The sequence below is a fragment of the Serratia plymuthica genome (assembly GCF_018336935.1).
GTDB lineage: Bacteria > Pseudomonadota > Gammaproteobacteria > Enterobacterales > Enterobacteriaceae > Serratia > Serratia plymuthica_B.
The window spans coordinates 1,793,267-1,814,313 of the sequence record NZ_CP068771.1; the positions used below are offsets into that span (position 1 = coordinate 1,793,267).

At 51.5% G+C, this 21,047-nt stretch carries 20 protein-coding genes and 1 pseudogene; 12 read left to right on the forward strand and 9 right to left on the reverse strand.

Features of this window, described 5'->3' with window-relative positions; all coding sequences use genetic code 11:
- Positions 1-2: 2 nt before the first annotated feature.
- From JK621_RS08550 to JK621_RS25355, 5 genes are all read left to right on the forward strand, one after another.
- Complete coding sequence (locus JK621_RS08550; protein WP_432761921.1) at positions 3-605, forward strand: Fic/DOC family protein; 603 nt, start codon at positions 3-5, stop codon at positions 603-605.
- Positions 606-1,106: 501 nt separating this feature from the next.
- Entirely contained in the window at positions 1,107-2,402 is a 1,296-nt protein-coding gene (locus tag JK621_RS08555) for a hypothetical protein (RefSeq protein WP_212559426.1), read from the forward strand.
- Between the two features lie 418 nt (positions 2,403-2,820).
- The gene (locus JK621_RS25345) at positions 2,821-3,030 is read left to right on the forward strand and encodes a hypothetical protein (protein ID WP_249337159.1); all 210 of its coding nucleotides are present in this window, start codon (positions 2,821-2,823) and stop codon (positions 3,028-3,030) included.
- Positions 3,031-3,066: 36 nt separating this feature from the next.
- A complete protein-coding gene (locus JK621_RS25350) occupies positions 3,067-3,405 on the forward strand; it encodes a hypothetical protein (RefSeq protein WP_249337160.1) in 339 nt (112 codons plus the stop codon).
- Between the two features lie 881 nt (positions 3,406-4,286).
- Positions 4,287-4,760, forward strand: coding sequence for a hypothetical protein (locus tag JK621_RS25355; RefSeq protein ID WP_249337161.1), 474 nt, complete (start codon positions 4,287-4,289; stop codon positions 4,758-4,760).
- 152 nt (positions 4,761-4,912) lie between these two features.
- Here JK621_RS25355 and JK621_RS08565 read toward each other — a convergent pair whose 3' ends face one another.
- From JK621_RS08565 to ychF, 5 genes and pseudogenes are all read right to left on the reverse strand, one after another.
- Positions 4,913-5,152, reverse strand: a complete 240-nt coding sequence (locus tag JK621_RS08565; RefSeq protein WP_212559427.1) for a hypothetical protein — start codon at positions 5,150-5,152, stop codon at positions 4,913-4,915.
- 263 nt (positions 5,153-5,415) lie between these two features.
- Positions 5,416-6,177, reverse strand: coding sequence for an abortive infection family protein (locus JK621_RS08570; protein ID WP_212559428.1), 762 nt, complete (start codon positions 6,175-6,177; stop codon positions 5,416-5,418).
- A 69-nt stretch (positions 6,178-6,246) separates the two neighbouring features.
- Entirely contained in the window at positions 6,247-8,265 is a 2,019-nt protein-coding gene (locus JK621_RS08575) for an ATP-binding protein (protein ID WP_212559429.1), read from the reverse strand.
- Between the two features lie 260 nt (positions 8,266-8,525).
- Positions 8,526-8,690: pseudogene (locus tag JK621_RS08580) on the reverse strand (Arm DNA-binding domain-containing protein); the annotation flags it as partial.
- A 214-nt stretch (positions 8,691-8,904) separates the two neighbouring features.
- Complete coding sequence (gene ychF / locus JK621_RS08585; protein ID WP_004943196.1) at positions 8,905-9,996, reverse strand: redox-regulated ATPase YchF; 1,092 nt, start codon at positions 9,994-9,996, stop codon at positions 8,905-8,907.
- A 374-nt stretch (positions 9,997-10,370) separates the two neighbouring features.
- On the opposite strand from ychF, the gene JK621_RS08590 reads away from it, so the two are divergent.
- The gene (locus JK621_RS08590) at positions 10,371-11,900 is read left to right on the forward strand and encodes a SulP family inorganic anion transporter (protein WP_212559430.1); all 1,530 of its coding nucleotides are present in this window, start codon (positions 10,371-10,373) and stop codon (positions 11,898-11,900) included.
- 40 nt (positions 11,901-11,940) lie between these two features.
- Here the strand turns inward: JK621_RS08590 and pth are convergent, their stop codons facing one another.
- Positions 11,941-12,531 carry an aminoacyl-tRNA hydrolase gene (gene pth / locus JK621_RS08595; protein ID WP_006316744.1) on the reverse strand — a complete coding sequence of 197 codons (591 nt, stop codon included), beginning with the start codon at positions 12,529-12,531 and terminating at the stop codon, positions 11,941-11,943.
- 315 nt (positions 12,532-12,846) lie between these two features.
- On the opposite strand from pth, the gene ychH reads away from it, so the two are divergent.
- Complete coding sequence (gene ychH, locus JK621_RS08600) at positions 12,847-13,125, forward strand: stress-induced protein YchH (protein WP_212559431.1); 279 nt, start codon at positions 12,847-12,849, stop codon at positions 13,123-13,125.
- 185 nt (positions 13,126-13,310) lie between these two features.
- Here ychH and prs read toward each other — a convergent pair whose 3' ends face one another.
- The 3 genes from prs to lolB form a co-directional block, all read right to left on the reverse strand.
- Positions 13,311-14,258: a ribose-phosphate diphosphokinase gene (prs, locus tag JK621_RS08605; protein WP_004943207.1), complete on the reverse strand. Its 948-nt coding sequence runs from the start codon at positions 14,256-14,258 to the stop codon at positions 13,311-13,313.
- A gap of 296 nt (positions 14,259-14,554) precedes the next feature.
- The gene (gene ispE / locus JK621_RS08610) at positions 14,555-15,421 is read right to left on the reverse strand and encodes a 4-(cytidine 5'-diphospho)-2-C-methyl-D-erythritol kinase (protein WP_212559432.1); all 867 of its coding nucleotides are present in this window, start codon (positions 15,419-15,421) and stop codon (positions 14,555-14,557) included.
- Complete coding sequence (gene lolB, locus JK621_RS08615; protein ID WP_212559433.1) at positions 15,418-16,041, reverse strand: lipoprotein insertase outer membrane protein LolB; 624 nt, start codon at positions 16,039-16,041, stop codon at positions 15,418-15,420. The genes ispE and lolB overlap by 4 nt, the downstream gene beginning before the upstream one ends.
- A gap of 536 nt (positions 16,042-16,577) precedes the next feature.
- Here lolB and hemA point away from each other — a divergent pair.
- From hemA to sirB1, 5 genes are read left to right on the forward strand one after another with little or no spacing between them, the layout of a single operon-like run.
- Positions 16,578-17,840, forward strand: coding sequence for a glutamyl-tRNA reductase (gene hemA, locus JK621_RS08620; protein WP_212559434.1), 1,263 nt, complete (start codon positions 16,578-16,580; stop codon positions 17,838-17,840).
- Positions 17,841-17,871: 31 nt separating this feature from the next.
- Positions 17,872-18,957 (forward strand): peptide chain release factor 1, encoded by a 1,086-nt coding sequence (gene prfA / locus JK621_RS08625; protein WP_006316751.1) that lies wholly within the window; start codon positions 17,872-17,874, stop codon positions 18,955-18,957.
- The gene (gene prmC, locus JK621_RS08630) at positions 18,957-19,790 is read left to right on the forward strand and encodes a peptide chain release factor N(5)-glutamine methyltransferase (protein WP_212559435.1); all 834 of its coding nucleotides are present in this window, start codon (positions 18,957-18,959) and stop codon (positions 19,788-19,790) included. The genes prfA and prmC overlap by 1 nt, the downstream gene beginning before the upstream one ends.
- Before the next feature lie 48 nt (positions 19,791-19,838).
- Entirely contained in the window at positions 19,839-20,237 is a 399-nt protein-coding gene (locus tag JK621_RS08635) for a SirB2 family protein (RefSeq protein WP_212559436.1), read from the forward strand.
- Positions 20,234-21,043 (forward strand): invasion regulator SirB1, encoded by an 810-nt coding sequence (sirB1, locus tag JK621_RS08640; RefSeq protein ID WP_212559437.1) that lies wholly within the window; start codon positions 20,234-20,236, stop codon positions 21,041-21,043. The genes JK621_RS08635 and sirB1 overlap by 4 nt, the downstream gene beginning before the upstream one ends.
- Positions 21,044-21,047 lie beyond the last annotated feature (4 nt).

A 21,047-nucleotide genomic window follows, 5' to 3' on the forward strand; every position in this document is an offset into this window, starting at 1 on the left:
TGTTGGACAAGTACGGTACTGGACAAGATCCCTATTGTTACCCTGGTAGTAGCACGCTACGTAATCGGTTAAACCTTAAGGATGATGTGTTACTTGTACAGGCCGAACGTGATCTTTCAGAGATTGCGGCCGAGCAGATCGATTTTTCCCTTCCCCCTTATGATCTGAGCTACCTTCAGCAAATTCACCATAGCTTATTTTCCGATATTTATGATTGGGCTGGTGAGCTTCGCACTATTGACATCTCAAAGGGCGACACGCGTTTTTGCAGCCTTACTCGAATCGAGCCCGAGGCTGCAAAAATCTTTAACATCATGGCGCGAAAGGATTGGTTTGAAGGGTGGGAGCGTTCAGCCTTGGTCGATGCAGTGGCCGAGCAATTTGGCGATCTGAACATGATCCATCCTTTTCGGGAGGGTAACGGGAGAGCTCAACGCGTTCTGTTCGAACATATCATCGTCAACGCGGGTTTTACGATCAGTTGGTGGCCCGTCGAAGAGGCTGAGTGGATACGCGCTAACATAGCGGCGGTCATTTGTGACTACGGGCCATTGAAAGTGGTGTTTGAGAAATGCATTGGGGAGCCGATCGGTGAGCAGAACTAAACGTTTTGCCGTTAAATAAAAATCCACGCAATTGCGTGGATTTTATGAGGTTTGCCCGTCTTTATGAGATTCACTAAAACCTCATAAGACAACAGCTGAAGCTTAGACGTTGAAATGTCATTTAATATTTATCTAATTGATATTAATTGATTTTGTTTTCAGTTGTTATTTTTATACTCACACCTGTACTCATTTCGGTTGATGCTGTTAACTGAGGTTAATTATCACAGCGCTAACCAACTCTTGTTCATCCTGCTAGAATGGTATTATTTATTTTATTTATCAACGCATTGCTCTGGCCGGGTTATCAAATACTTGATGAGTGCCAAGTGTTGTTGTAAGCATATCCTCGGGACAATATCTTATCTGACAGATAGATTTTTGCTAGACGCGGACATTTCTACGCCATTGATACCTCAATCAATGGAGAGAAGGTCAGATTTCATTTAATGATCAGCAGGCATAGATTTCTGAGGACGTTAGTCAAAAAAGGGAGACTCAATGCCAGATATTAATTCACACAATTCTGCACAGACTTTACCTCAGGAGCGGGAAACGCTGTATCACTTGGTCTGGCGGGAGCCTGCGGAGCGTATAACTGCGCTGTATGGCATTAGTACTGAGTTATTGGCGAAGCGATGCAGCGAAATGTGTATACCCAGGCCGCTTGCTGGTTACTGGAAAGCGCTAGCTAAAGGGAGCGCACCTGCAATCCCGGCGCTGCCTGCCCTGAAAAAGGGAAGGGCGGTAAAGGTACTTGAGAATCACAACCCATCAGTGCAACCTTCTGCCATTGTTGTATCAAAATCAGTGTCTTCAGTAACCCGAAAGCAAGCTCCTGTTACAGGTAATGGTTATGGACTGATAAATGATCTCAAAAAGTATTTGCCAGCCTCCTCGGTTACAGAAGATGGCTATTACAAGCCTACGAAAAAGAAATTACTGGATCTCAACGTTTCTGATACGGGATTTGATAGTGCAATGGAATTTCTGAGTCGCTTCTTTGATGCCCTGGGGAAAAAGGGGTACCGTGTTACGTTGGATGCGCCGGGAGAAAGGTTGAATCGTGCGGATATTGATATTAAGGAAGATCCGAAAGGGGGAGGATATCGCTGGGGCAATTTATGGCGGCCTTATACGCCAAGTATTATTTGTGTTGGGGATATGTACTTTGCGTTTAATCTTGCTGAAATGACGGAGTATGTCCCAGCGAAAAAAGTCAAAAATCGCTATGTCCGTGATGAACAGATGGGACGATGGATGCGGGGAAAAAATAGTGAGCTTTTTCTTCACGTATCAAAACATACTTTGCCTACTGGGCGATTTTTGTTGCAGCTTTACTCGCCTTATTCTTCCGCAAAATGGTTACTTCAGTTCCGGCAGACAAAGCAGTGTGGATTGATTAGTCAGATCCCTCAGATGATTTCGGCGATGCAGGAGTCTGTTCCGCTAATTTCAAAGCAATTAGAAAAGGCCAGAATCGAAGCTGATGAGTGGCGCATTCAGAGTGAGCGGGAACATGCTATATATCTGGAAAAGGAGCGAATAAGGCAGGAAGAAAAAGCGTACAGAGCCAGTCGTACCGAGCTGAAATCCATTATGGTTCAGTGGACTGAAGACAAACAGCTGGAACAGTTTTTTCACGAGGCAGAGTTAGACGCAGCCATGCTTGATGAGCAGCAGAAGATACAGGTCATAGAGCGCCTGCAACTAGCCCGTCAGTTCCTGTCTGAGGATACGGCGATTGAGCGATTGTTAAAGTGGGAAACGCCAGAAGAGCGTTTAAACAAAGGATGAGTCTATTTCCTCGTCATATTAGTAAATTTATCTTTTCTTTCTGATTCAAGTTTGGCTATAACCGGAGCTAATGAAGTTTGTGAAAAGGCTTATCTGAAATACACATTCTTCCGGGACCAGCGGCTTTTGATGAATAGAGAATGGTGAAAGTAATGAGTTCACTGATGTTAAAGCGTTCCGGCTAGCCCGAGGAAAGCGGGTAGTTCAGCCCAATTGCTGCCAGTAATTGAGGGGGATAGCTTGTTCACTGCATGGGGTATTAGCAGCACGTCTTTAGCCTTAGTTATCGTCCTCATGAAGTAATATAAATATCACACAATTTAATTGTATGTTACGCATTTACACTCTTTTTGGCGGTTTGAATTGCCAAGAAAATTAAGGCATTAATAACATTTCTGCACGGCATGGAGATAAAACAATGGAGATGGACAACTGGTGGTTTGGCTGGAAGGGGGTCACCCCCGAACGCCCCTGTCCAGGCAAGGTTGTGTTGATGGTTGGTGCAGGGATTTCCATAGAGTCCCCCACGCAGCTACCCGGCGGATACGCACTAACGGAGGCACTGCTCGACCATTTGCTTGACAGCCGAGCGGTTTCCGAAATTAAAACGGTGTTTAGCCAATGTTAACAGTGGATGGGGTGGAGCCTACCGCGCCTAGAACACGTGCTTGATAAAGCTTTTGAACCTTCAACCGTTGAAGTCGTTGAGCGTAGCTGTGCTGCACGCGAACTGCTGCGCATCTTTTCCCTACATCTCCCGAATGCGAATCATCACCTGATTGCCGATTACCTGATTAAGCAGCGCAGCTGGTGCATTACCACCAATTTTGATAACTGCATCGAACGGGCTGGTCGTCATCAGATCCCTGTGCACGTCATCGATCCTGATACCAAAACCTTTGACATCCTGCACCGGGAATACGGTGAAGACTGGGGCATCATCAAAGTGCATGGCACCATCGAGCACGCTGCTCGGGGCTTGGCGCAACGCTTGCAGACCTAGAACATGGACTGCCTGAAGCGTTCAACACACTTCTTGAACAGGTTACAAATCAGGCTGATTTAATGGTGGTCGCAGGCTATAGTGGCACCGACCATTTCGACATTAATCACTGGATTCGCGAGCGCTGGAACGGAGATCGTACAACTCGGTTGGTATGGATCGAGCACCATCAGGATGAGGTGGAAGAGTTCTGGCGGCTGAGCGAACAGGAAAATCGCGAGCCGAGAGTTTACTGGTAGGGAGCATTTGGCGGTATGAAGGTTCAGTACGGACCAACGCCAGAGTTAGTTGCTGACCGTCCTGCTGGGTATTTCCCGTAGAACTTTGGTCGATGCTCAAGATTGTAGTACTGGTGGCGAACTGCTCTAGCAGAATATTACATCCCAACGGAGAAAGAGAAGTACCTTACCAGTACACGGCTAGCCAGTTCGATTGGGCTTGGTCAACTGGCTGAAGAATAACTCCGCTATTTGAAACGCCTGCTAGAGAACGACGAAATGTTGGCGCCTTTTGAAGCTGAGATTTACTACTCATGTGGGTTTATTGCCGGGGCGTTATGGATACAAAACTATCTGAAAAACTCGCTCGAAGAAGCTAGGAAAGTGAATCGCACAGGCCTTATTCGCGCTAAAGGGAAACCTGCAAAAGCGCTTTTATTTTATCTCGTGTAGTACTTAAGGAACCGCCTTAGCCCTTCATTCGATGAGCAAATCGACGCTTTTGCTTGCCTTCTTGATATTGCCGAACGGTGGCAGCGATGGCGATTCTGGCAGAGCAAACCTTTGCGGTACTTAGGCGAAAAGATATGTACCATTTTCTGTAAGTATTTCATGAGGCTTGAGAATGGAAAGTTGCCTCTATATTTGCAGGGGAGGGCGCAAATGCAGTTCATTCGCTTAGCCACCCTGTTCCACGATGAAGACGTCTTTTCCTTCGGCGAGGTCTGGAATTTACTATACCGAGAGAGCCGTCCCCCGAATTTTTATACCCCACACGGCCCGGCAATTCGCGGTTTTTATCTTATTGAACGTAGTACTACTCGTGAGGAGGACCACATCGCAGACTTGGTGCTGGCAAATATTAATTACGTCAATACTCTACTTTCTGCTTTGCGGCATCGCTGGCCTAAGGGGAGCCAAAGCGTGCTGGAAGAACGGCAGAGCCATAGGGAATATCTGGATTCGGGAGACTATGTTGTGACGTATATTGTGCAGCTGTTAACCGAAAGTTCACAGATCGTCAGCGTTCTGAACACCCGGCATTTGCATATTCTGATTGCCAGACCGTGGCTTAGGGCGGACAGCATTTTAGGAGGCATCGAATACTGGAAGCAGCAGTCGCTGTATTTTGCTTAACGATGGCACGTTATGGCTACGGGGCGAGATATCTGGACGGAGCATATGAAAGATGTACCATCTAAGTGCTGACAAATATCTCTATGGATATCAGATATAATTAACGCGGCAGTCTAAAATCTTGATTGCCGCGTTCTGATACTGAGGGGTATTTAAGCTAATTGTGTAGTAACACAAATTTTGTGAGTCCGGTGAGAATTCTCAATTTCCCAAAAGATGTGTTGAATTTTAGTAATCTTTACGTTTTTTATTGATTCGCTATGATTTAAAGAATGCCCACTGATCTCATCACCTACATTTAATGCACCAAAAGGCGTGCTACTTTCATACAAACCCGCAACGCATGAAAGATCTTCCGGGTCATAGATCTCCAAAATATACTGTGTTTTCATTCTTTATCCCTATGTTAATCATCGGTTCTATGCTGTTTCTTGTCGATAGTACACTTTTATAGGGGAGTGGAACAGTGCATAAGATACTTTGTGTGTATGCAAGTCATTCCCAGGCAAAGGACATTCTGGTTATATTCAGTGTTCGGTGCAAATACATGCAAGATTGGCTGACTGGTAGCCAAGCTAGGAACAGCATAAACTGCTAAGTCTGATGGTTAACTAATCAGTCGGTGTGCCGTATTACCTTTTGTACCAGTAAGATATTAACTTTTTTCTTTAAGATTTAGCCAAGTGCTGATAAGGAACAGGGCCATAGATCCTGATAAGTTTACGGCTAATTCTGCATGTCTTGGATATGGCTTCGTTGATGATCTATTCTTTCCGTGAGCATCACCTAGTTTATTGCGAAGAGTGCCTAAGCCATTTACAACTGCGGAACAACCGCCAAGAATCTGTTTGAAAATACTCTCAGTATGTTGGTCGGCCGATAAATTAAGTTCTTTTGATAGTATTTTATAAAGCTCTGACATTTCTATGTTTTTATTATTGTACGCCACTCCCATATCATCCAGAATGTGTTTGCAAACGGTTTCTATAAGTGTTCTTGCAGATGTTATTGCTCCATCTGGATCTGTATGGCGTCGTTCTAGCGCTTTCGCCCAAACAGTGTGGACACTATCCTCATCAAATCTCCTTAACACATTAGAAATGTCTTCATCCGCTGGGGTTTTATTTTTTCCTTCTAAATAGTCTAAGAGGGGCTGAAAAGCTTTATAAATGATTTCTCTGCGAGGATCATACTTTTCGGTTTTTTTTATATATCCCCAGAATTCTTTTAAGGAGCGGTTAGTTCTTACAAAATCAGGTAAGAGCTGTAGCAATGATTGATTTTGTAGGAAATAAGTTCTTAGAAGTAAATAATCAGAATTAGCCTCATCTTGGGCACCAGTAGCTCTTGCGATCATTATATTTTGGAGCGCTTCTGCGCGTTCTAGGTCGTTTTGCAGAGTATCTATAATATTCATTTCAATTTTTTAACCAATCAGATGGAAATTTCTAAATCTATAATTCAACCCAGCGTATAGCTAGCTCCCCTAGGCGGAAGGCAGTCCAAGCTTATCGAAGAATGCCCGGTTACGCTCTTTGGCCGCTTTCACTAACTGGTCAAAACTAATCACTTCTATATAGGCATGAGAAGGTTCGTTGTAACCGAAATAGCCCATTCCATCAGATGTGATCCGTAAGTTGGCTCGACGACAGCGCCGATGCATAGATTCAGTGAGGTCACAAAGTACATAACAATAACCTGGTATATCATTATTGCCCGGAATAGGGCGACCGGATTTTGTAGTGACTTTTCCCTCACGTATCCGCTCTAAATAGCTGAGCGCTTGATCAATAGGGTCTTTATCTTCGCCTTCTCGCATATCATTACGCATGGGGCGTTTAATTTCGATAACAGTAATAGCAGCAAGTGGGAAGCTGCTCTGGTCGTTAACAAGAAAAGGATTATCAAACACCCTCAGGCTGAGCAAGTCTGGCTCTTTGGTTGAGTCATTGCCAGTGATTGGCATTGAGTTGAGCGTTTTATCAGAAGACAAATAATTATGAAATGCCAAGCGTTCATCGATCAACCAAAGGTTGCAAGAGTCTAGGAAAACCTCAGCTGAATCTTTGCGCATAGGCATGATTAGCTCGTGAATCATATCTTCACGGGCGTACTTTCCATCTTCTAGCCGCTCGATAGATTTTTGTAGCAGGTCGATAATTACCTTGCGATGAGAAATATAATTGGCAAGGTCTGATTTTTTAAGGTCTCCAGCTTTGCGTAAGTACTCACCTAGCCGTTCCATGTATTCCTCTACATGTTCCTTGTTCTGAGGTTGCATGATGTCATGGCCTTCGCTCACTAACTGACGTTCCACCTCATACCACTGAGCGTGCAGGTGTAGCTCCAGCTCTTTATCTGATTTTTCAGGGTCAACGATCAGTAATTCTTCTGCAACATAATTGGCAATGGGGCGATAGCGTGGCGCATGAGTGTTGATGAAATCATCTACTCGTCTGCGACCAGCCGACACATTTTCTGTCAGGACATCTTGCAGATACTCTTTAGTACGCGTTAATACAGCTTCCCGAATATCTTTAAAACTCACTTCGTTGAGTATGTCCTCAACATCTTCTGCAATATCAAAAGAAATACGTTCACTGCGAACGTGTTGATTAAGGTAGTCGGAAGATACATAGCAGGTATAAGTGAATTCACCAGAAGCGTCTGAAATTTTTCCGTACAGGCCGGGAAGTTTTCCCTGAATAGATTCTTCTTTAACCAGTCGATTGGCTGCGCAGAGTGCCAATTGATGTTTTTTATTAACGGATGCGCGAAACTTGATATGGGTTAAGTCGAATTGGTAATCACGAATTGTAATGGTTTCGAGAAATGCGCTGGCATGCATATGCTCTTCAAGCAAATGGTCAAGGTCAAAAACCTCGTCCGCGTCCTCTAGAAGTATCTTGGGTGCACTTCCCTGTCGCACAAAATACCAGAGCACATGTTCGAGCAACTGATTTGCTATGGACTGGCCTTTTGCAGGAACCTGCTTTCGAAAGCTTTCATCATAATCAACCAGCTTGATAAGAGTGCCTGGCTTTTGAGATGTAGCCTCTACAACCTTTTCACCATGGACTCCTGATTTATCGTTGAAGCGAAATACGCGCTTTTTAAGCTTACCATCAACATCGAAAAAGTGGCTTTCCACTTCGACCAGAGCAAAGACTTTCAGCCACATCAGGCGACCAACCCCCCGGCACCCCTTGTCAATCTTATGGTCCGAATCGAGAGTTTTAAATGACTTAAAGTTAGCCTCGTCAAAACCACAGCCATTATCGGTGATGGTAAAACTGACGATTGGAGGCTGGGACTTTGTGTCTAGATCCAGACTGCCTTGAGAGGCGCGATTGATGCGGAGAACAATCTTTCCTTCGGAGGCATTATCCATTTCTTCAATAGAATGAATGGAGTTTACTACTGCCTCAAATACTGGCATTAGGCCATGACTTTTCGGCAGCGAGGTATTTCGCAGACGCCCCTTTAAATTTGTTTGTAAACTCACGGCGCAGCCTCCCTTTTTAGCCAAGAAACTCGTGCAGCTACTCTATAGGTAAGATGCTAAATGATACCACGACTTACTGATTTACATATCATTTTATGGGTTGGAGCTTATAGGGTCAAATCCATAGCGCCAACGGCGATTTAGGGGCTGATTGAGAGTGTAAGTATCCCCACATCATGACCTTTTGCTCCTTGAGATAAGTTGCATGGTTGTATGTTCGGTGAACATTGTTTGTATCAGCATGTGTAAGTTGAGCCTCAATATTCACCCAACGCAAACATGCTGGATTTACCGTTGAGTTTAAACCGATAGCGCCATGCCTTTTTGCCATTGGGTTTCACTTCGAGGTAGAGTCCATTGAAATCATTGAGCCGATAGAGTTTTTCTTTCGGCTTGGCAGTGCGGCATTGCGTGTCAGTGAGCATAACGGGGCCTTGTTTATTTATTATACCGTTGTTGTACTCACTTAAAATGAAGATGGAAGAATGTTGCACTCATCCATGTACTCATTTTTGACTGCTTTGTTACGAGATGAGTTGAGACGCTATGAAATGAAAAATCCACGCCATTGCGTGGATTTTATGAGGTTTGCCCGTCTTTATGAGATTCACTAAAACCTCATAAGACAACAGCTGAAGCTTAGACGTTGAACAGGAAGTTCATCACGTCGCCATCTTTAACGACGTAATCTTTGCCTTCTGAACGCATCTTGCCGGCTTCTTTGGCGCCTTGCTCACCCTTATAGGTGATGAAGTCTTCGTACGCGATGGTTTGCGCGCGGATAAAGCCTTTCTCGAAGTCGGTGTGGATTTTACCGGCCGCCTGCGGGGCGGTAGCGCCCACCGGGATGGTCCAGGCGCGCACTTCTTTTACGCCGGCGGTGAAGTAGGTTTGCAGATTCAGCAACTCGTAACCGGCGCGGATCACGCGGTTCAGGCCCGGCTCTTCCAGGCCCAGCTCGGCCATGAACTCGGCGCGGTCTTCATCTTCCAGCTCGGCGATGTCGGATTCCACGGCGGCGCACACGGCAACCACTACGGAGCCTTCGGCTGCGGCGATTTCACGCACTTTGTCCAGGTACGGGTTGTTCTCGTAACCGTCTTCGTTGACGTTGGCGATGTACATGGTCGGTTTCAGCGTCAGGAAGCTCAGGTAGCGGATGGCCGCTTTGTCTTCTTCGGTCAGGTCCAACGCGCGCAACATACCGGCGTTTTCCAGCTGCGGCAGGCATTTTTCCAGCGCGGCCAGTTCGGCTTTCGCGTCTTTATCGCCGCCTTTGGCTTTCTTCTGCACGCGGTGGATTGCGCGTTCGCAGGTGTCGAGATCCGACAGCGCCAGCTCGGTGTTGATGACTTCGATATCATCAGCCGGATCAACCTTGTTGTTCACATGGATGATATTGTCGTTTTCGAAGCAGCGCACCACGTGGCCGATTGCCTCGGTTTCACGGATGTTGGTCAGAAACTGGTTGCCAAGGCCTTCGCCTTTGGATGCGCCCTTCACCAGGCCGGCGATGTCGACGAATTCCATGGTGGTTGGCAGGATGCGCTGAGGCTTGACGATCTCGGCCAGCTTGTCCAGACGCGGATCGGGCATCGGCACCACACCGGTATTAGGTTCAATGGTACAGAACGGGAAGTTGGCTGCTTCGATACCCGCTTTGGTCAACGCATTGAACAGGGTGGATTTGCCTACGTTAGGCAGGCCGACGATACCGCATTTGAATCCCATGTTGTTATCACCTTAAATATCTTAACTATCAGCTGGTTAGGGTTAACCCGCTGCATAAATGGCAAAATAATGCGGCCATTATACACGTAATGGGCGTTTATCTCGATCTGACTGTGTACTCGTCATGCTTGCCGCCCTGATGCAACTCCAGGTATGGCGGATACACAGGAAAGACGGGTAGGTTGGCCGGTTTTCGATTGAGATTTGGATCACATTTACACATACTGCGCTTCTGATTAACCTACAGGAAACGCGCCGGTGTCCTTCTTGCCCAGCCCCCCTGAGTTGCCTCTCTGCCGCGGTTTGCCGCGCCATACGGCCCTGGTTCCTGTTCAGCGGGGATGTCTTTTTGAACTGTCAGAAGCGAATCATTCATGTTTAACCTGAGCAATGTCAGGCTGTCGGACGTCAAGAACGAGGTCCTGGCGGGCTTTGTGGTGGCGGTATCGATGATCCCGGAAGCGGTCGGCTTTTCGCTGGTCGCCGGGCTTTCCCCGATTGTCGGGCTGCACACCGCCTTTATTATCGGCCTGGTGACGGCGTTGTTCGGCGGCAAGCCGGGCATGGTGTCGGGCGCAGCCGGTTCTATTGTGGTGGTGCTGATGAGCCTGGCGGCGCAGCACGGCATGGGATACGTACTCTGGGCGACGATTTTCGCCGGCGTGATCCAAATCCTGATCGGCGTGTTCCGGCTGGGCAAGTTTATTCGGCTGGTGCCGTTGCCCGCCATTCACGGCTTTGTTAACGGCCTGGCGATTGTCATCATGCTGGCGCAACTGCATATGATTGCCGGGCAGGGGCCGCTGATGTACGGGCTGGTGGCGCTGGCGATCCTGGTGGTGGTGTTCTTCCCCCGGCTGACGCGAGCGATCCCGGCTTCGCTGGCGGCACTGATCGCGGTTTCCGCATTGGCTGTCGGGCTTAATCTGCATACGCTGCGGGTTGGCGATCTGGCGGATATTTCCGGTGCCTTGCCGCATTTCAGCCTGCCGATGGCGCCGTTCAACCTGGAAATGCTGAAAGTGGTGCTGCCGTACGCGTTAGTGATCGCCCTGGTCGGCCTGATTGAATCGCTGTTGACCATGACGGTGCTCGACGAAATGGGCGGCAAGAAGGGTAACGGCAACCGCGAGAGCATCGCTCAGGGGGCGGGCAACACGATTTGCGGCCTGTTTGGCTGTTTTGCCGGCTGCGCGATGATTGGGCAATCGATCATCAACTTCACCTCAGGCGGCCGTGGGCGCATTTCCGCCGTGGTGGGCGCGTTGTTATTGATTTTGTTCGTGGTCAGCCTGTCGGGTTATATCGGCCTGCTGCCGGTGGCGGCGTTGGCCGGGGTCATGCTGGTGGTGTGTTACAACACCTTTGAATGGAGTTCGCTGCGTCGTCTGCGCCGCATGCCGAAGATGGACGCGCTGGTGATGCTGCTGGTTACTCTGATCACCATCTTTACCGATCTGGCGGTGGCGGTAATCAGCGGGGTGATTATCTCGGCGCTGGCGTTTGCCTGGCAGCAGGCGCGCATCCGCGTTCGTCAGCGCCAGGTAGAGGGCGATGTGGCGGTGTATCAACTCGACGGCCCGTTGTTTTTTGGCTCCACGGCGGCGTTTGCCGACCTGTTTGAGCCGAAGAACGATCCGCAAAGCGTGGTGCTGGATTTTGCCGGTACCCGGGTGATGGATTCCAGCGGGGTGGAGGCGATCGATAAGCTGACGGCGCGTTATCTGGCGGCGGGGAAATCCATCCGCCTGCGCCATCTGAGCGGCGATTGCGTACGGCTGCTGAAACAGGCCGGCCCGTTTTGCAGCCATGAGCTGGACGACCCGCAATATTATGTAGCTGAAGAAGGGTATCAGACCGATGACAGTAACCTCGGCGAAGAAACCTTCAAGGTGCGGACGTAATAGCGGCACGCAGCGGGCGGCATGCCCGCTGCGGTAACTCTCAGGCCTGCGCCTTGAAGCTGTGCAGGCGGCGAACGGTTTTTTCCAGCCCGTCGGTCAGCAGCACTTCAGTGCAGCGGGCGGCTTCATCTATCGCTTCATCAATCATTTTTTGCTCGCTGGCCGGTGGCTTGCCGAGCACAAATCCTACCACCTTGTTTTTATCGCCCGGATGACCAATGCCAATGCGCAAACGGTAGAAGTTCGGGTTATTGCCGAACTTGTTCTGAATATCCTTCAGCCCGTTGTGGCCGCCGTTACCGCCGCCGAGTTTTATTTTGGCGATGCCCGGCGGGATATCCAGCTCGTCATGCGCCACCAGGATTTCGTCCGGCTCAATGCGGTAGAAATTGGCCATCGCCAATACCGCTTTGCCGCTCAGGTTCATAAAGGTGGTCGGCACCAGCAGCCGCACGTCGTTGCCCGCCAAATTGAGCCGCGCGGTATAACCGAAGAATTTGCTCTCTTCCTTCAATTGCTGGTTATGGCGTTGAGCCAGCAAATCTACGTACCAGGCGCCGGCGTTGTGCCGCGTCTGGGCATATTCAGCGCCCGGATTCGCCAGGCCGACTATCAATTTAATACTGCTCACTGGGAAATTCGCTATGATCGAGATAATGGAAAGGGCATTAGTCTACCTGCCGCCGCCGCGAATGACAAAATCCTGATGCCCAACCCCGGCGTATTGATTCAGCGATAGGCTGAAAATTAAATTATTCATTAGAAAAACCATTCAATTTGTTGGCTAACAAACCGGATAAGGTAAAGATTTGTCACGTTTTCTTTACCATTTGTGATCGTCTCCGCAAACCCCTTGTCGGACCAGGGACTATACTTAACTTATCAAAGAGGGTTAACCCTTTGCTGAGTTATCCCGGTTGGCATACAGCACTATGGAGGTGACAAAATGAAACGTAGAAACGCGTGCAGAATGGGCAACTTTTTTATGGGGCTGGGGCTGGTCGTGATGATCGGCGGTGTCGGATACAACATTCTTGCTGAAGTATCGCAGCTCGATTTACCGCAACTTTTCGCCCATGGCGCCGTCATGAGTATTTTCGTCGGTGCGTTGCTGTGGCTGGTCGGTGCGCGTATCGGTGGCCGCGAGCAGGTTGCGGATCGCTACTGGTGGGTAAAACACTTTGATAAACGCTGCCGCAACGATCAACATCGTTCGCAGCATTGATTAAAAAAACAGAAGGGAAACGGCATTACGGCAAAGGAGATCTGCCGCGTACTCAGGTCTGGGACCATGTTTGACTACGAGTAGAAAACCCGTTGCTGCTTGCGCACCAACGGGTTTTTCTTTTTCTGCTGCCGGGCAATAGATTCTTCCGGTACGGCAGGGCGCCGCACCGAAAAGAAAATGAATTAATGCTCGAACATGGCAGAGATTGACTCTTCATTGCTGATACGGCGGATGGCTTCAGCCAGCATGCCGGACAGCGTCAGAGTGCGTACGTTTTTCAGTGCCTTGATTTCTGCAGACAACGGAATGGTGTCGCAGACGATCACTTCATCAATCACCGAGTTCCTGATGTTTTCCACGGCGTTGCCGGAGAAGATCGGGTGCGTCGCGTAGGCAAATACGCGCTTGGCACCGCGTTCTTTCAACGCTTCAGCCGCTTTACATAAGGTACCGCCGGTGTCGATCATGTCGTCAACCAGCACGCAGTCACGGCCTGCCACGTCACCAATGATGTGCATCACCTGAGAAACGTTCGCGCGCGGGCGGCGTTTGTCGATGATGGCCATATCGGTATCGTTCAGCAGTTTGGCGATAGCGCGGGCGCGCACTACGCCGCCGATGTCCGGAGAAACCACGATTGGGTTCACCAGATTCTGTTGCAGCATGTCTTCCAGCAGGATCGGGCTACCGAACACGTTATCTACCGGAACATCGAAGAAGCCTTGAATCTGTTCAGCATGCAGATCCACCGTCAATACGCGGTCAACCCCTACGCTGGAGAGGAAATCGGCGACAACCTTGGCCGTGATAGGCACACGAGCAGAACGCACGCGGCGATCCTGGCGGGCATAACCGAAGTAAGGGATAACAGCAGTAATACGGCCTGCGGAGGCGCGACGCAGGGCATCTACCATAACAACCAGTTCCATCAGGTTGTCGTTGGTAGGGGCACAGGTGGACTGGATGATGAAAATATCACCGCCGCGTACATTTTCGTTGATTTGCACGCTCACTTCGCCGTCGCTAAAACGACCTACAGCGGCGTCACCAAGGCTGGTGTACAAACGGTTGGCAATACGTTGTGCTAGTTCCGGGGTGGCGTTACCAGCAAAAAGCTTCATATCAGGCACGAGAAGAACCTCAGGCATGCGTCCAGAGAAGATATTGTCGTACGGCCTTCGCTAAGGGGCAGTTAACGATGCCGGCGCAATATCATACGGGTGTGTTACCCGTCATACTTGAAGTTGCCTTTGTGTTGGCTGCACTCACTCACCCGAATCACTTACCTGAGTAAGCTCATCGGGAGTCACTCGTTTGCCGCCTTGAGGCAACCCCAATTATTTAGGGCATAAAAACTCACTTCAAACCGCAGCGGCGCAGGGATTACAGGGCCAGGTGTGCATGACCCTGCGCAGCGAAACGAGAACTACGGTTCAATCTGCCCGGAGCGGATGCGATGTAGTGGAGAGACGTTAACGCCACGCGCTACAAAACCACACAACCACTCCGGAGCTTGATTTAACACCTGACGGGCGGCGATTTCTGTGTCGAATTCAGCAAACACACATGCACCTGTGCCAGTCAGGCGTGACGGCGCGTATTCTAACAGCCAAGAAAGAAGCTGTTCAACCTCGCGAAAACGTTTTCTTGCGATTGGTTCGCAATCATTTGCGTAAGTTGCCTGCAACAGCACATTTAACGGACGAACCGGGGTGTCTCTTTTTAATTCCGCGTCGCCAAAAATGACCGGGGTAGGGATGCTGACGCCCGGATGCGCCACCAGATACCACTTTTCTGCCGGGTTGGCCGGCTGCAATCGTTCGCCGATGCCTTCGGCAAACGCCGCATGACCGCGCACAAAAACCGGCACGTCGGCACCGAGCGTCAACCCCAGCTCAGCCAACTGATCGTCGCTCAGCCCGCAATGCCACAGTTCATTCAGCGCTACCAGCACCGTGGCGGCGTTGGAAGAGCCGCCGCCCAGTCCGCCGCCCATCGGCAGGCGCTTATCGATACTGATGTCGGCTCCGCGCGGGGCCGTGTTCACCCCGTGGCTATCGCAATGCTGTTGCAGCAGGCGTGCGGCGCGGACGATCAGGTTTTGCTCGTCCGGCACGCCATCCACCGGCGTCAACAGGCGGATACGGTCGTCCTGGCGCGCGTCGATGGTCAGCGTATCGCCGTAATCCAGAAACTGGAACAGCGTTTGCAACTGGTGGTAACCGTCTTCGCGCCGGCCGGTAATGTACAAAAACAAATTTAGTTTAGCGGGAGATGGCCACTGGCGGATCATTTGAGGGTCCAGTTATCCATTTTCAGTTTGATGCGTTGATCGCCCTGTTGCAGTTCCAGGCGGCTTGGCAGCTGCGGTTTGAGATCGCTGTTGTAGTCCTGGTAATCCACGGTCCAGGTCTGGCCGCCTTGCTGATAAGTCAGCTTGCTCAGACGGTACTGGTCATCCAGCGTGAAATCATTGGCCTCGCCCGGCAGGCCGAGCATCCACTGGCGCAGGTTATCCAGCGGGATCGCCATGCCGGTCAGTTTGCGGATCATTTCTTCGGCGTTGTCGCTGACATAGCGTTTGCCCTGGTTGTCCGTCAACTGCACCACGTTCTGTTGCACGTTCAGGTCAAGCTCGGTGCTGCCTAGCGGGTTGGTCAGCAGCAGGCGGTAGCGTTCCGGCGAAAATTGCTGCCAGAAGAAGCGCGCATAGACTTTTTTCTGGTCCGACAGATAGGCGAAAGAGCCGCGGGTTTGATATTGCCCGAGCTGTTGCACCTCTTGCTCGTGGGCGCGCCACTGCGGTGAGGTTGGGCTGGTAGCCGGGCCGCTTGGCTTGGTGGTGGTACAGGCGGCCAGCACCAGGCTGGCCAGCGGGATCAGACGTAGCAAACTAACTTTGCGGATTGGCATAACTTTCTCTTGTCCTTTTGTCCTTGCGGGCATGCACAGCGAAATCTTTTTTCAGCGTTCACGCTAGCGGGGGAACGCGATAGCGTCAACACGCCCCGTTGTGAATATCACCGTCTTTTTGACGTGATAACAGGCGCTTTAACGGCTGACGGCTGAGCTTTGGGTTGCCATAAGATTAACACAATCGCCCGGTCGTGCTGCGCAGGCCGCGAGAATATCTTCATATGGCCAGCGTTGTTCGGCGGGCAGGTGAGCGGCGTCCCGCGCGCTCTGCTTACTATTTGGGCGACATTAACCGTTCAATCAGGATAACTTATTGATGAATACTGTGCGGATCGTCGCGTTTCAAACTAAAATTTAGTGTGCTTATTGATCTGGATATAATTTAACTTTTTGAATTTATTATTATTCATTGATTGGTTTTGGCTATATCAGCGATTGAACGGAAGATGCGGTTGTTACTTTTATTGATCCCGCGCATCAAGTAGAATGCCGTTCAACGAGAACCCGTACCAACAGAAGTATTACTCGAAGCAATGACCCTGCTGGCGTTAGGTATAAATCACAAAACCGCTCCGGTTTCTCTGCGTGAAAGGGTGACCTTCTCCCCAGAGTCTATCGATCAGGCGCTGACCAGCTTGCTCCAACAACCGTTGGTGCAGGGCGGAGTGGTGTTGTCTACTTGCAACCGCACCGAGCTTTATCTCAGCGTGGAGCAACAGGAACATCTTCACGAACAGCTGGTCGCCTGGCTGTGTGAATACCATCACCTGCGTCCGGAAGAAGTGAGCAAAAGCCTGTACTGGCACCACGGCAACGACGCCGTCAGCCACCTGATGCGCGTGGCCAGCGGGCTGGATTCGCTGGTGCTGGGCGAACCGCAAATCCTCGGGCAGGTGAAAAAAGCCTTCGCCGAGTCGCAACGCGGCCAGTCGCTCTCCGGCGAGCTTGAACGCCTGTTCCAAAAATCCTTCTCCGTCGCCAAACGCGTGCGCACCGAAACTGAAATCGGCGCCAGCGCAGTCTCCGTGGCCTTTGCCGCCTGTACGCTGGCGCGCCAAATCTTCGAGTCGTTGGCCGATTTGAACGTGCTGCTGGTTGGTGCCGGTGAAACCATTGAACTGGTGGCGCGTCACCTGCGCGAGCATAAAGTGCGGCATATGATTATTGCCAACCGAACCCGCGAGCGCGCCCAGTTGCTGGCAGACGAAGTCGGCGCAGAAGTGATCACGTTGCCGGAAATCGACGAACGTCTGGCGGATGCCGACATCATCATCAGTTCTACCGCCAGCCCGCTGCCGATCATCGGTAAAGGGATGGTGGAGCGGGCGCTGAAAGCGCGTCGCAACCAGCCGATGCTGCTGGTGGATATCGCCGTGCCGCGCGATATCGAGCCGGAAGTGGGTAAGCTGGCGAATGCCTATTTGTACAGCGTGGACGATCTGCACGCCATCATTCAAAACAACCTGGCGCAGCGCAAAGCCGCGGCAGTGCAGGCGGAATCGATCGTTCAGCAGGAAAGCACCAACTTTATGGCCTGGTTGCGCTCGCAGGGCGCAGTGGAAACCATCCGTGACTACCGCTCGCAGGCCGACCAGATTCGTGCCGAAATGGAAGCCAAAGCGCTGGCCGCTATCGCGCAAGGCGTTGATGCGGAACAGGTTATTCACGAACTGGCCCACCGGCTGACCAACCGCCTTATTCATGCCCCTACCAAATCCCTCCAGCAGGCCGCCGGCGATGGCGACGTGGAGCGGTTGCAGTTATTACGCGACAGCCTCGGGCTGGATCAGCATTAGTTTTCTCTTTTAACAGGGTTTAATACCACGCATGAAGCCTTCTATTGTTGCCAAACTGGAAGCGTTACAAGAGCGCCATGAAGAAGTGCAGGCGCTGCTCGGCGATGCCGGCGTCATTGCCGAGCAGGATCGGTTCCGCGCCCTGTCGCGCGAATATTCGCAACTGACCGACGTCAGCCGTTGTTTCCTGGAATGGCGCCAGGTGCAAGAGGATCTGGCTACCGCAGAAATGATGCTGGACGATCCGGAAATGCGCGAGATGGCGCAGGAAGAGATGAAGCAGGCCAAGGCGGCGACGGAAGAACTTGAACAGCAACTGCAACTGTTGCTGCTGCCGAAAGACCCGGATGACGAACGCGGTATCTTCCTGGAAGTGCGCGCCGGCACCGGCGGCGACGAAGCGGCGATCTTCGCCGGCGATCTGTTCCGCATGTACAGCCGCTATGCCGAAACGCGCCGCTGGCGCGTCGAGATCATGAGCGCCAACGAAGGCGAGCACGGCGGTTATAAAGAAGTGATTGCCAAGGTCTCCGGCGACGGCGTCTACGGCCAACTGAAATTTGAATCCGGCGGCCACCGCGTGCAGCGCGTACCTGAAACCGAGTCGCAGGGGCGTATCCATACCTCCGCCTGCACCGTGGCGGTGATGCCGGAAGTGCCGGAGGCCGAATTGCCTGAGATCAATGCGGGCGATTTAAAAATCGATACCTTCCGCTCCTCCGGCGCCGGCGGTCAGCACGTCAACACCACCGACTCGGCGATCCGCATCACCCACTTGCCGACCGGCATTGTGGTGGAGTGCCAGGACGAGCGTTCGCAGCACAAGAACAAAGCCAAGGCGATGTCGGTGCTGGGCGCGCGCATCCGCGCCGCGGAAATGGCCAAACGCCAGCAGGAAGAGGCGTCAACCCGCCGCAACCTGTTGGGCAGCGGCGATCGTTCCGACCGTAACCGCACCTACAACTTCCCGCAGGGAAGGGTGACCGATCACCGCATCAACCTGACGATTTACCGTCTGGATGAGGTGATGGAAGGCAAGCTGGACATGCTGATTCAGCCGATAGTGCAGGAATATCAGGCCGATCAGCTCGCAGCGCTGTCCGCAGAGCTTGAATAATGGATTATCAATCCTGGCTGAAGGCGGCAAGTGCGCGGCTGACGCAGAGCGAAAGCGCCCGACGTGATGCCGAGATCCTGCTGGGCTTCGTGACCGGCAGGGCCAGGACCTTCCTGATGGCGTTTGGCGAAACCGTTTTGACGCCGCAGGAACAAGAACAATTGGAAAGGCTGCTGGCGCGCCGCGAACGTGGCGAACCTGTGGCTTATTTGATCGGCGAGCGCGAGTTTTGGTCGCTGCCGCTGTCGGTATCCCCCGCAACCCTGATCCCGCGTCCGGACACCGAATGCCTGGTGGAACTGGCGCTGGAGCGCTTGCCGCCTTCTCCCTGCACTATCCTCGATCTGGGTACCGGCACCGGTGCCATCGCGTTGGCGTTGGCCAGCGAACGCCCGGATTGCGCGGTGACCGGCGTCGATTTGCAGCCGGAAGCGGTGGCGCTGGCGCAGCATAACGCGCAGAAGCTGGCGATCGGTAACGCACAGTTCTTGCAGGGCAGCTGGTTCGAACCGCTGGCCGGCCAAACCTTCGCCCTGATCGCCAGCAATCCGCCTTATATCGACGCCGCAGACCCGCATCTGGCGCAGGGCGACGTTCGTTTTGAACCGAGCAGCGCGCTGGTGGCGCAACGGCACGGGCTGGCGGATTTGGCCGCCATCGTGCAGCAGGCGCCGCATTATCTGCAGCCACAGGGTTGGCTGTTGCTTGAACATGGCTGGCAGCAGGGGGAAAGCGTACGCGCGCTGCTGCAGGCCGCAGGTTTTATTTCGGTCGCTACCCGCCGTGATTACGGCGATAACGATCGCGTGACGTTTGGCCAATGGCCGCAGTAACTGAAAACCAACGATAACTAAGCACACAGCGAATAAAAAGGAAGCGATATGGCAGTCTACACGGCGTTAAAACATCTGCATTTGTTGACGGTCGCCCTCAGTATTGCCTTGTTTGTGATGCGTTTCTTCTGGAAATGGCGCGACTCGGCCATGTTGAACAAGCGTTGGGTGAAGATAACGCCGCACGTTAATGATACGGTGTTGTTCGCCAGCGGCATTGCACTGGTGGTGATGTTCAAGTTCTATCCGCTGCTGGGCATGGACTCGTGGCTGACCGAGAAGCTGTTTGGCGTTATTATCTATATCCTGCTTGGCTACGTCGCATTGGGCAAGAAGACCAAAAGCCAGAACCTGCGCACCTTGGCGTTTGTGCTGGCGCTGGGCTGTCTGTACCTGATAATTAAACTTGCCACGACGAAATTACCCTTTCTGATGGGATACTTATGAGTAGCATTGCTGATTTTGAATTTAACACCTCGCTGCTGAGCGAGGGCGTAATCCTGGTATCGCAGTCGGTACGGCGTGATTTCCCCGTCGCCGACGTCGAACGCAAGCTGCAACAGCTGGTCGACGATGCGCGTGCGGCCATGCCGCAGGATCTCAACCAGGAACAGCAACTGGACGCACTCATTGAGCTGTTCTTCAAAACCTGGGGTTTTGGCGGCGCCGGCGGCGTGTATCGGCTGTCCGACGCCATCTGGCTCGACAAGGTGCTGGAGGGGCGTCAGGGTACACCGGTCTCGCTCGGCACCATTTTCCTGCATATCGCCCATCATCTCGATTTACCGCTGTTGCCGGTTATTTTCCCCACCCAACTGATCCTGCGCGCAGACTGGCTGGATGACGAAATGTGGCTGATCAACCCGCTGAACGGCGAAACGCTGAACGAACATCAGCTGGAAGTGTGGATCAAGGGCAACCTGGGCCTGGGTGCCGAGCTGGAAGACGACGATCTCGATGAATCCGAAAACATCATGGTGGTGCGTAAAATGCTGGATACGCTGAAAGCCGCCCTGATGGAAGAAAAGCAGATGGAAATGGCCCTGCGCGCCAGCGAAACGGTGCTGTGCTTCGATCCGGAAGATCCTTACGAGATCCGCGACCGCGGGCTGATTTACGCCCAGTTGGAATGTAACCACGTCGCTATTTCCGATCTCAACTATTTTGTCGAACAGTGTCCTGAAGATCCCATCAGCGAAGTGATCAAAGTACAGATCCACTCGATTGAACCTAAACAGGTTACGCTGCATTAATTCA

Excerpts from the sequence above, each read along its gene's own strand:
- JK621_RS08555 (WP_212559426.1), top strand. The coding sequence starts at position 1,107 with ATGCCAGATATTAATTCACACAATTCTGCACAGACTTTACCTCAGGAG.
- JK621_RS25345 (WP_249337159.1), top strand. The coding sequence starts at position 2,821 with ATGGAGATGGACAACTGGTGGTTTGGCTGGAAGGGGGTCACCCCCGAA.
- JK621_RS25355 (WP_249337161.1), top strand. The coding sequence starts at position 4,287 with ATGCAGTTCATTCGCTTAGCCACCCTGTTCCACGATGAAGACGTCTTT.
- JK621_RS08565 (WP_212559427.1), bottom strand. The coding sequence starts at position 5,152 with ATGAAAACACAGTATATTTTGGAGATCTATGACCCGGAAGATCTTTCA.
- JK621_RS08570 (WP_212559428.1), bottom strand. The coding sequence starts at position 6,177 with ATGAATATTATAGATACTCTGCAAAACGACCTAGAACGCGCAGAAGCG.
- ychF (WP_004943196.1), bottom strand. The coding sequence starts at position 9,996 with ATGGGATTCAAATGCGGTATCGTCGGCCTGCCTAACGTAGGCAAATCC.
- JK621_RS08590 (WP_212559430.1), top strand. The coding sequence starts at position 10,371 with ATGTTTAACCTGAGCAATGTCAGGCTGTCGGACGTCAAGAACGAGGTC.
- ychH (WP_212559431.1), top strand. The coding sequence starts at position 12,847 with ATGAAACGTAGAAACGCGTGCAGAATGGGCAACTTTTTTATGGGGCTG.
- ispE (WP_212559432.1), bottom strand. The coding sequence starts at position 15,421 with ATGATCCGCCAGTGGCCATCTCCCGCTAAACTAAATTTGTTTTTGTAC.
- lolB (WP_212559433.1), bottom strand. The coding sequence starts at position 16,041 with ATGCCAATCCGCAAAGTTAGTTTGCTACGTCTGATCCCGCTGGCCAGC.
- hemA (WP_212559434.1), top strand. The coding sequence starts at position 16,578 with ATGACCCTGCTGGCGTTAGGTATAAATCACAAAACCGCTCCGGTTTCT.
- prfA (WP_006316751.1), top strand. The coding sequence starts at position 17,872 with ATGAAGCCTTCTATTGTTGCCAAACTGGAAGCGTTACAAGAGCGCCAT.
- prmC (WP_212559435.1), top strand. The coding sequence starts at position 18,957 with ATGGATTATCAATCCTGGCTGAAGGCGGCAAGTGCGCGGCTGACGCAG.
- JK621_RS08635 (WP_212559436.1), top strand. The coding sequence starts at position 19,839 with ATGGCAGTCTACACGGCGTTAAAACATCTGCATTTGTTGACGGTCGCC.
- sirB1 (WP_212559437.1), top strand. The coding sequence starts at position 20,234 with ATGAGTAGCATTGCTGATTTTGAATTTAACACCTCGCTGCTGAGCGAG.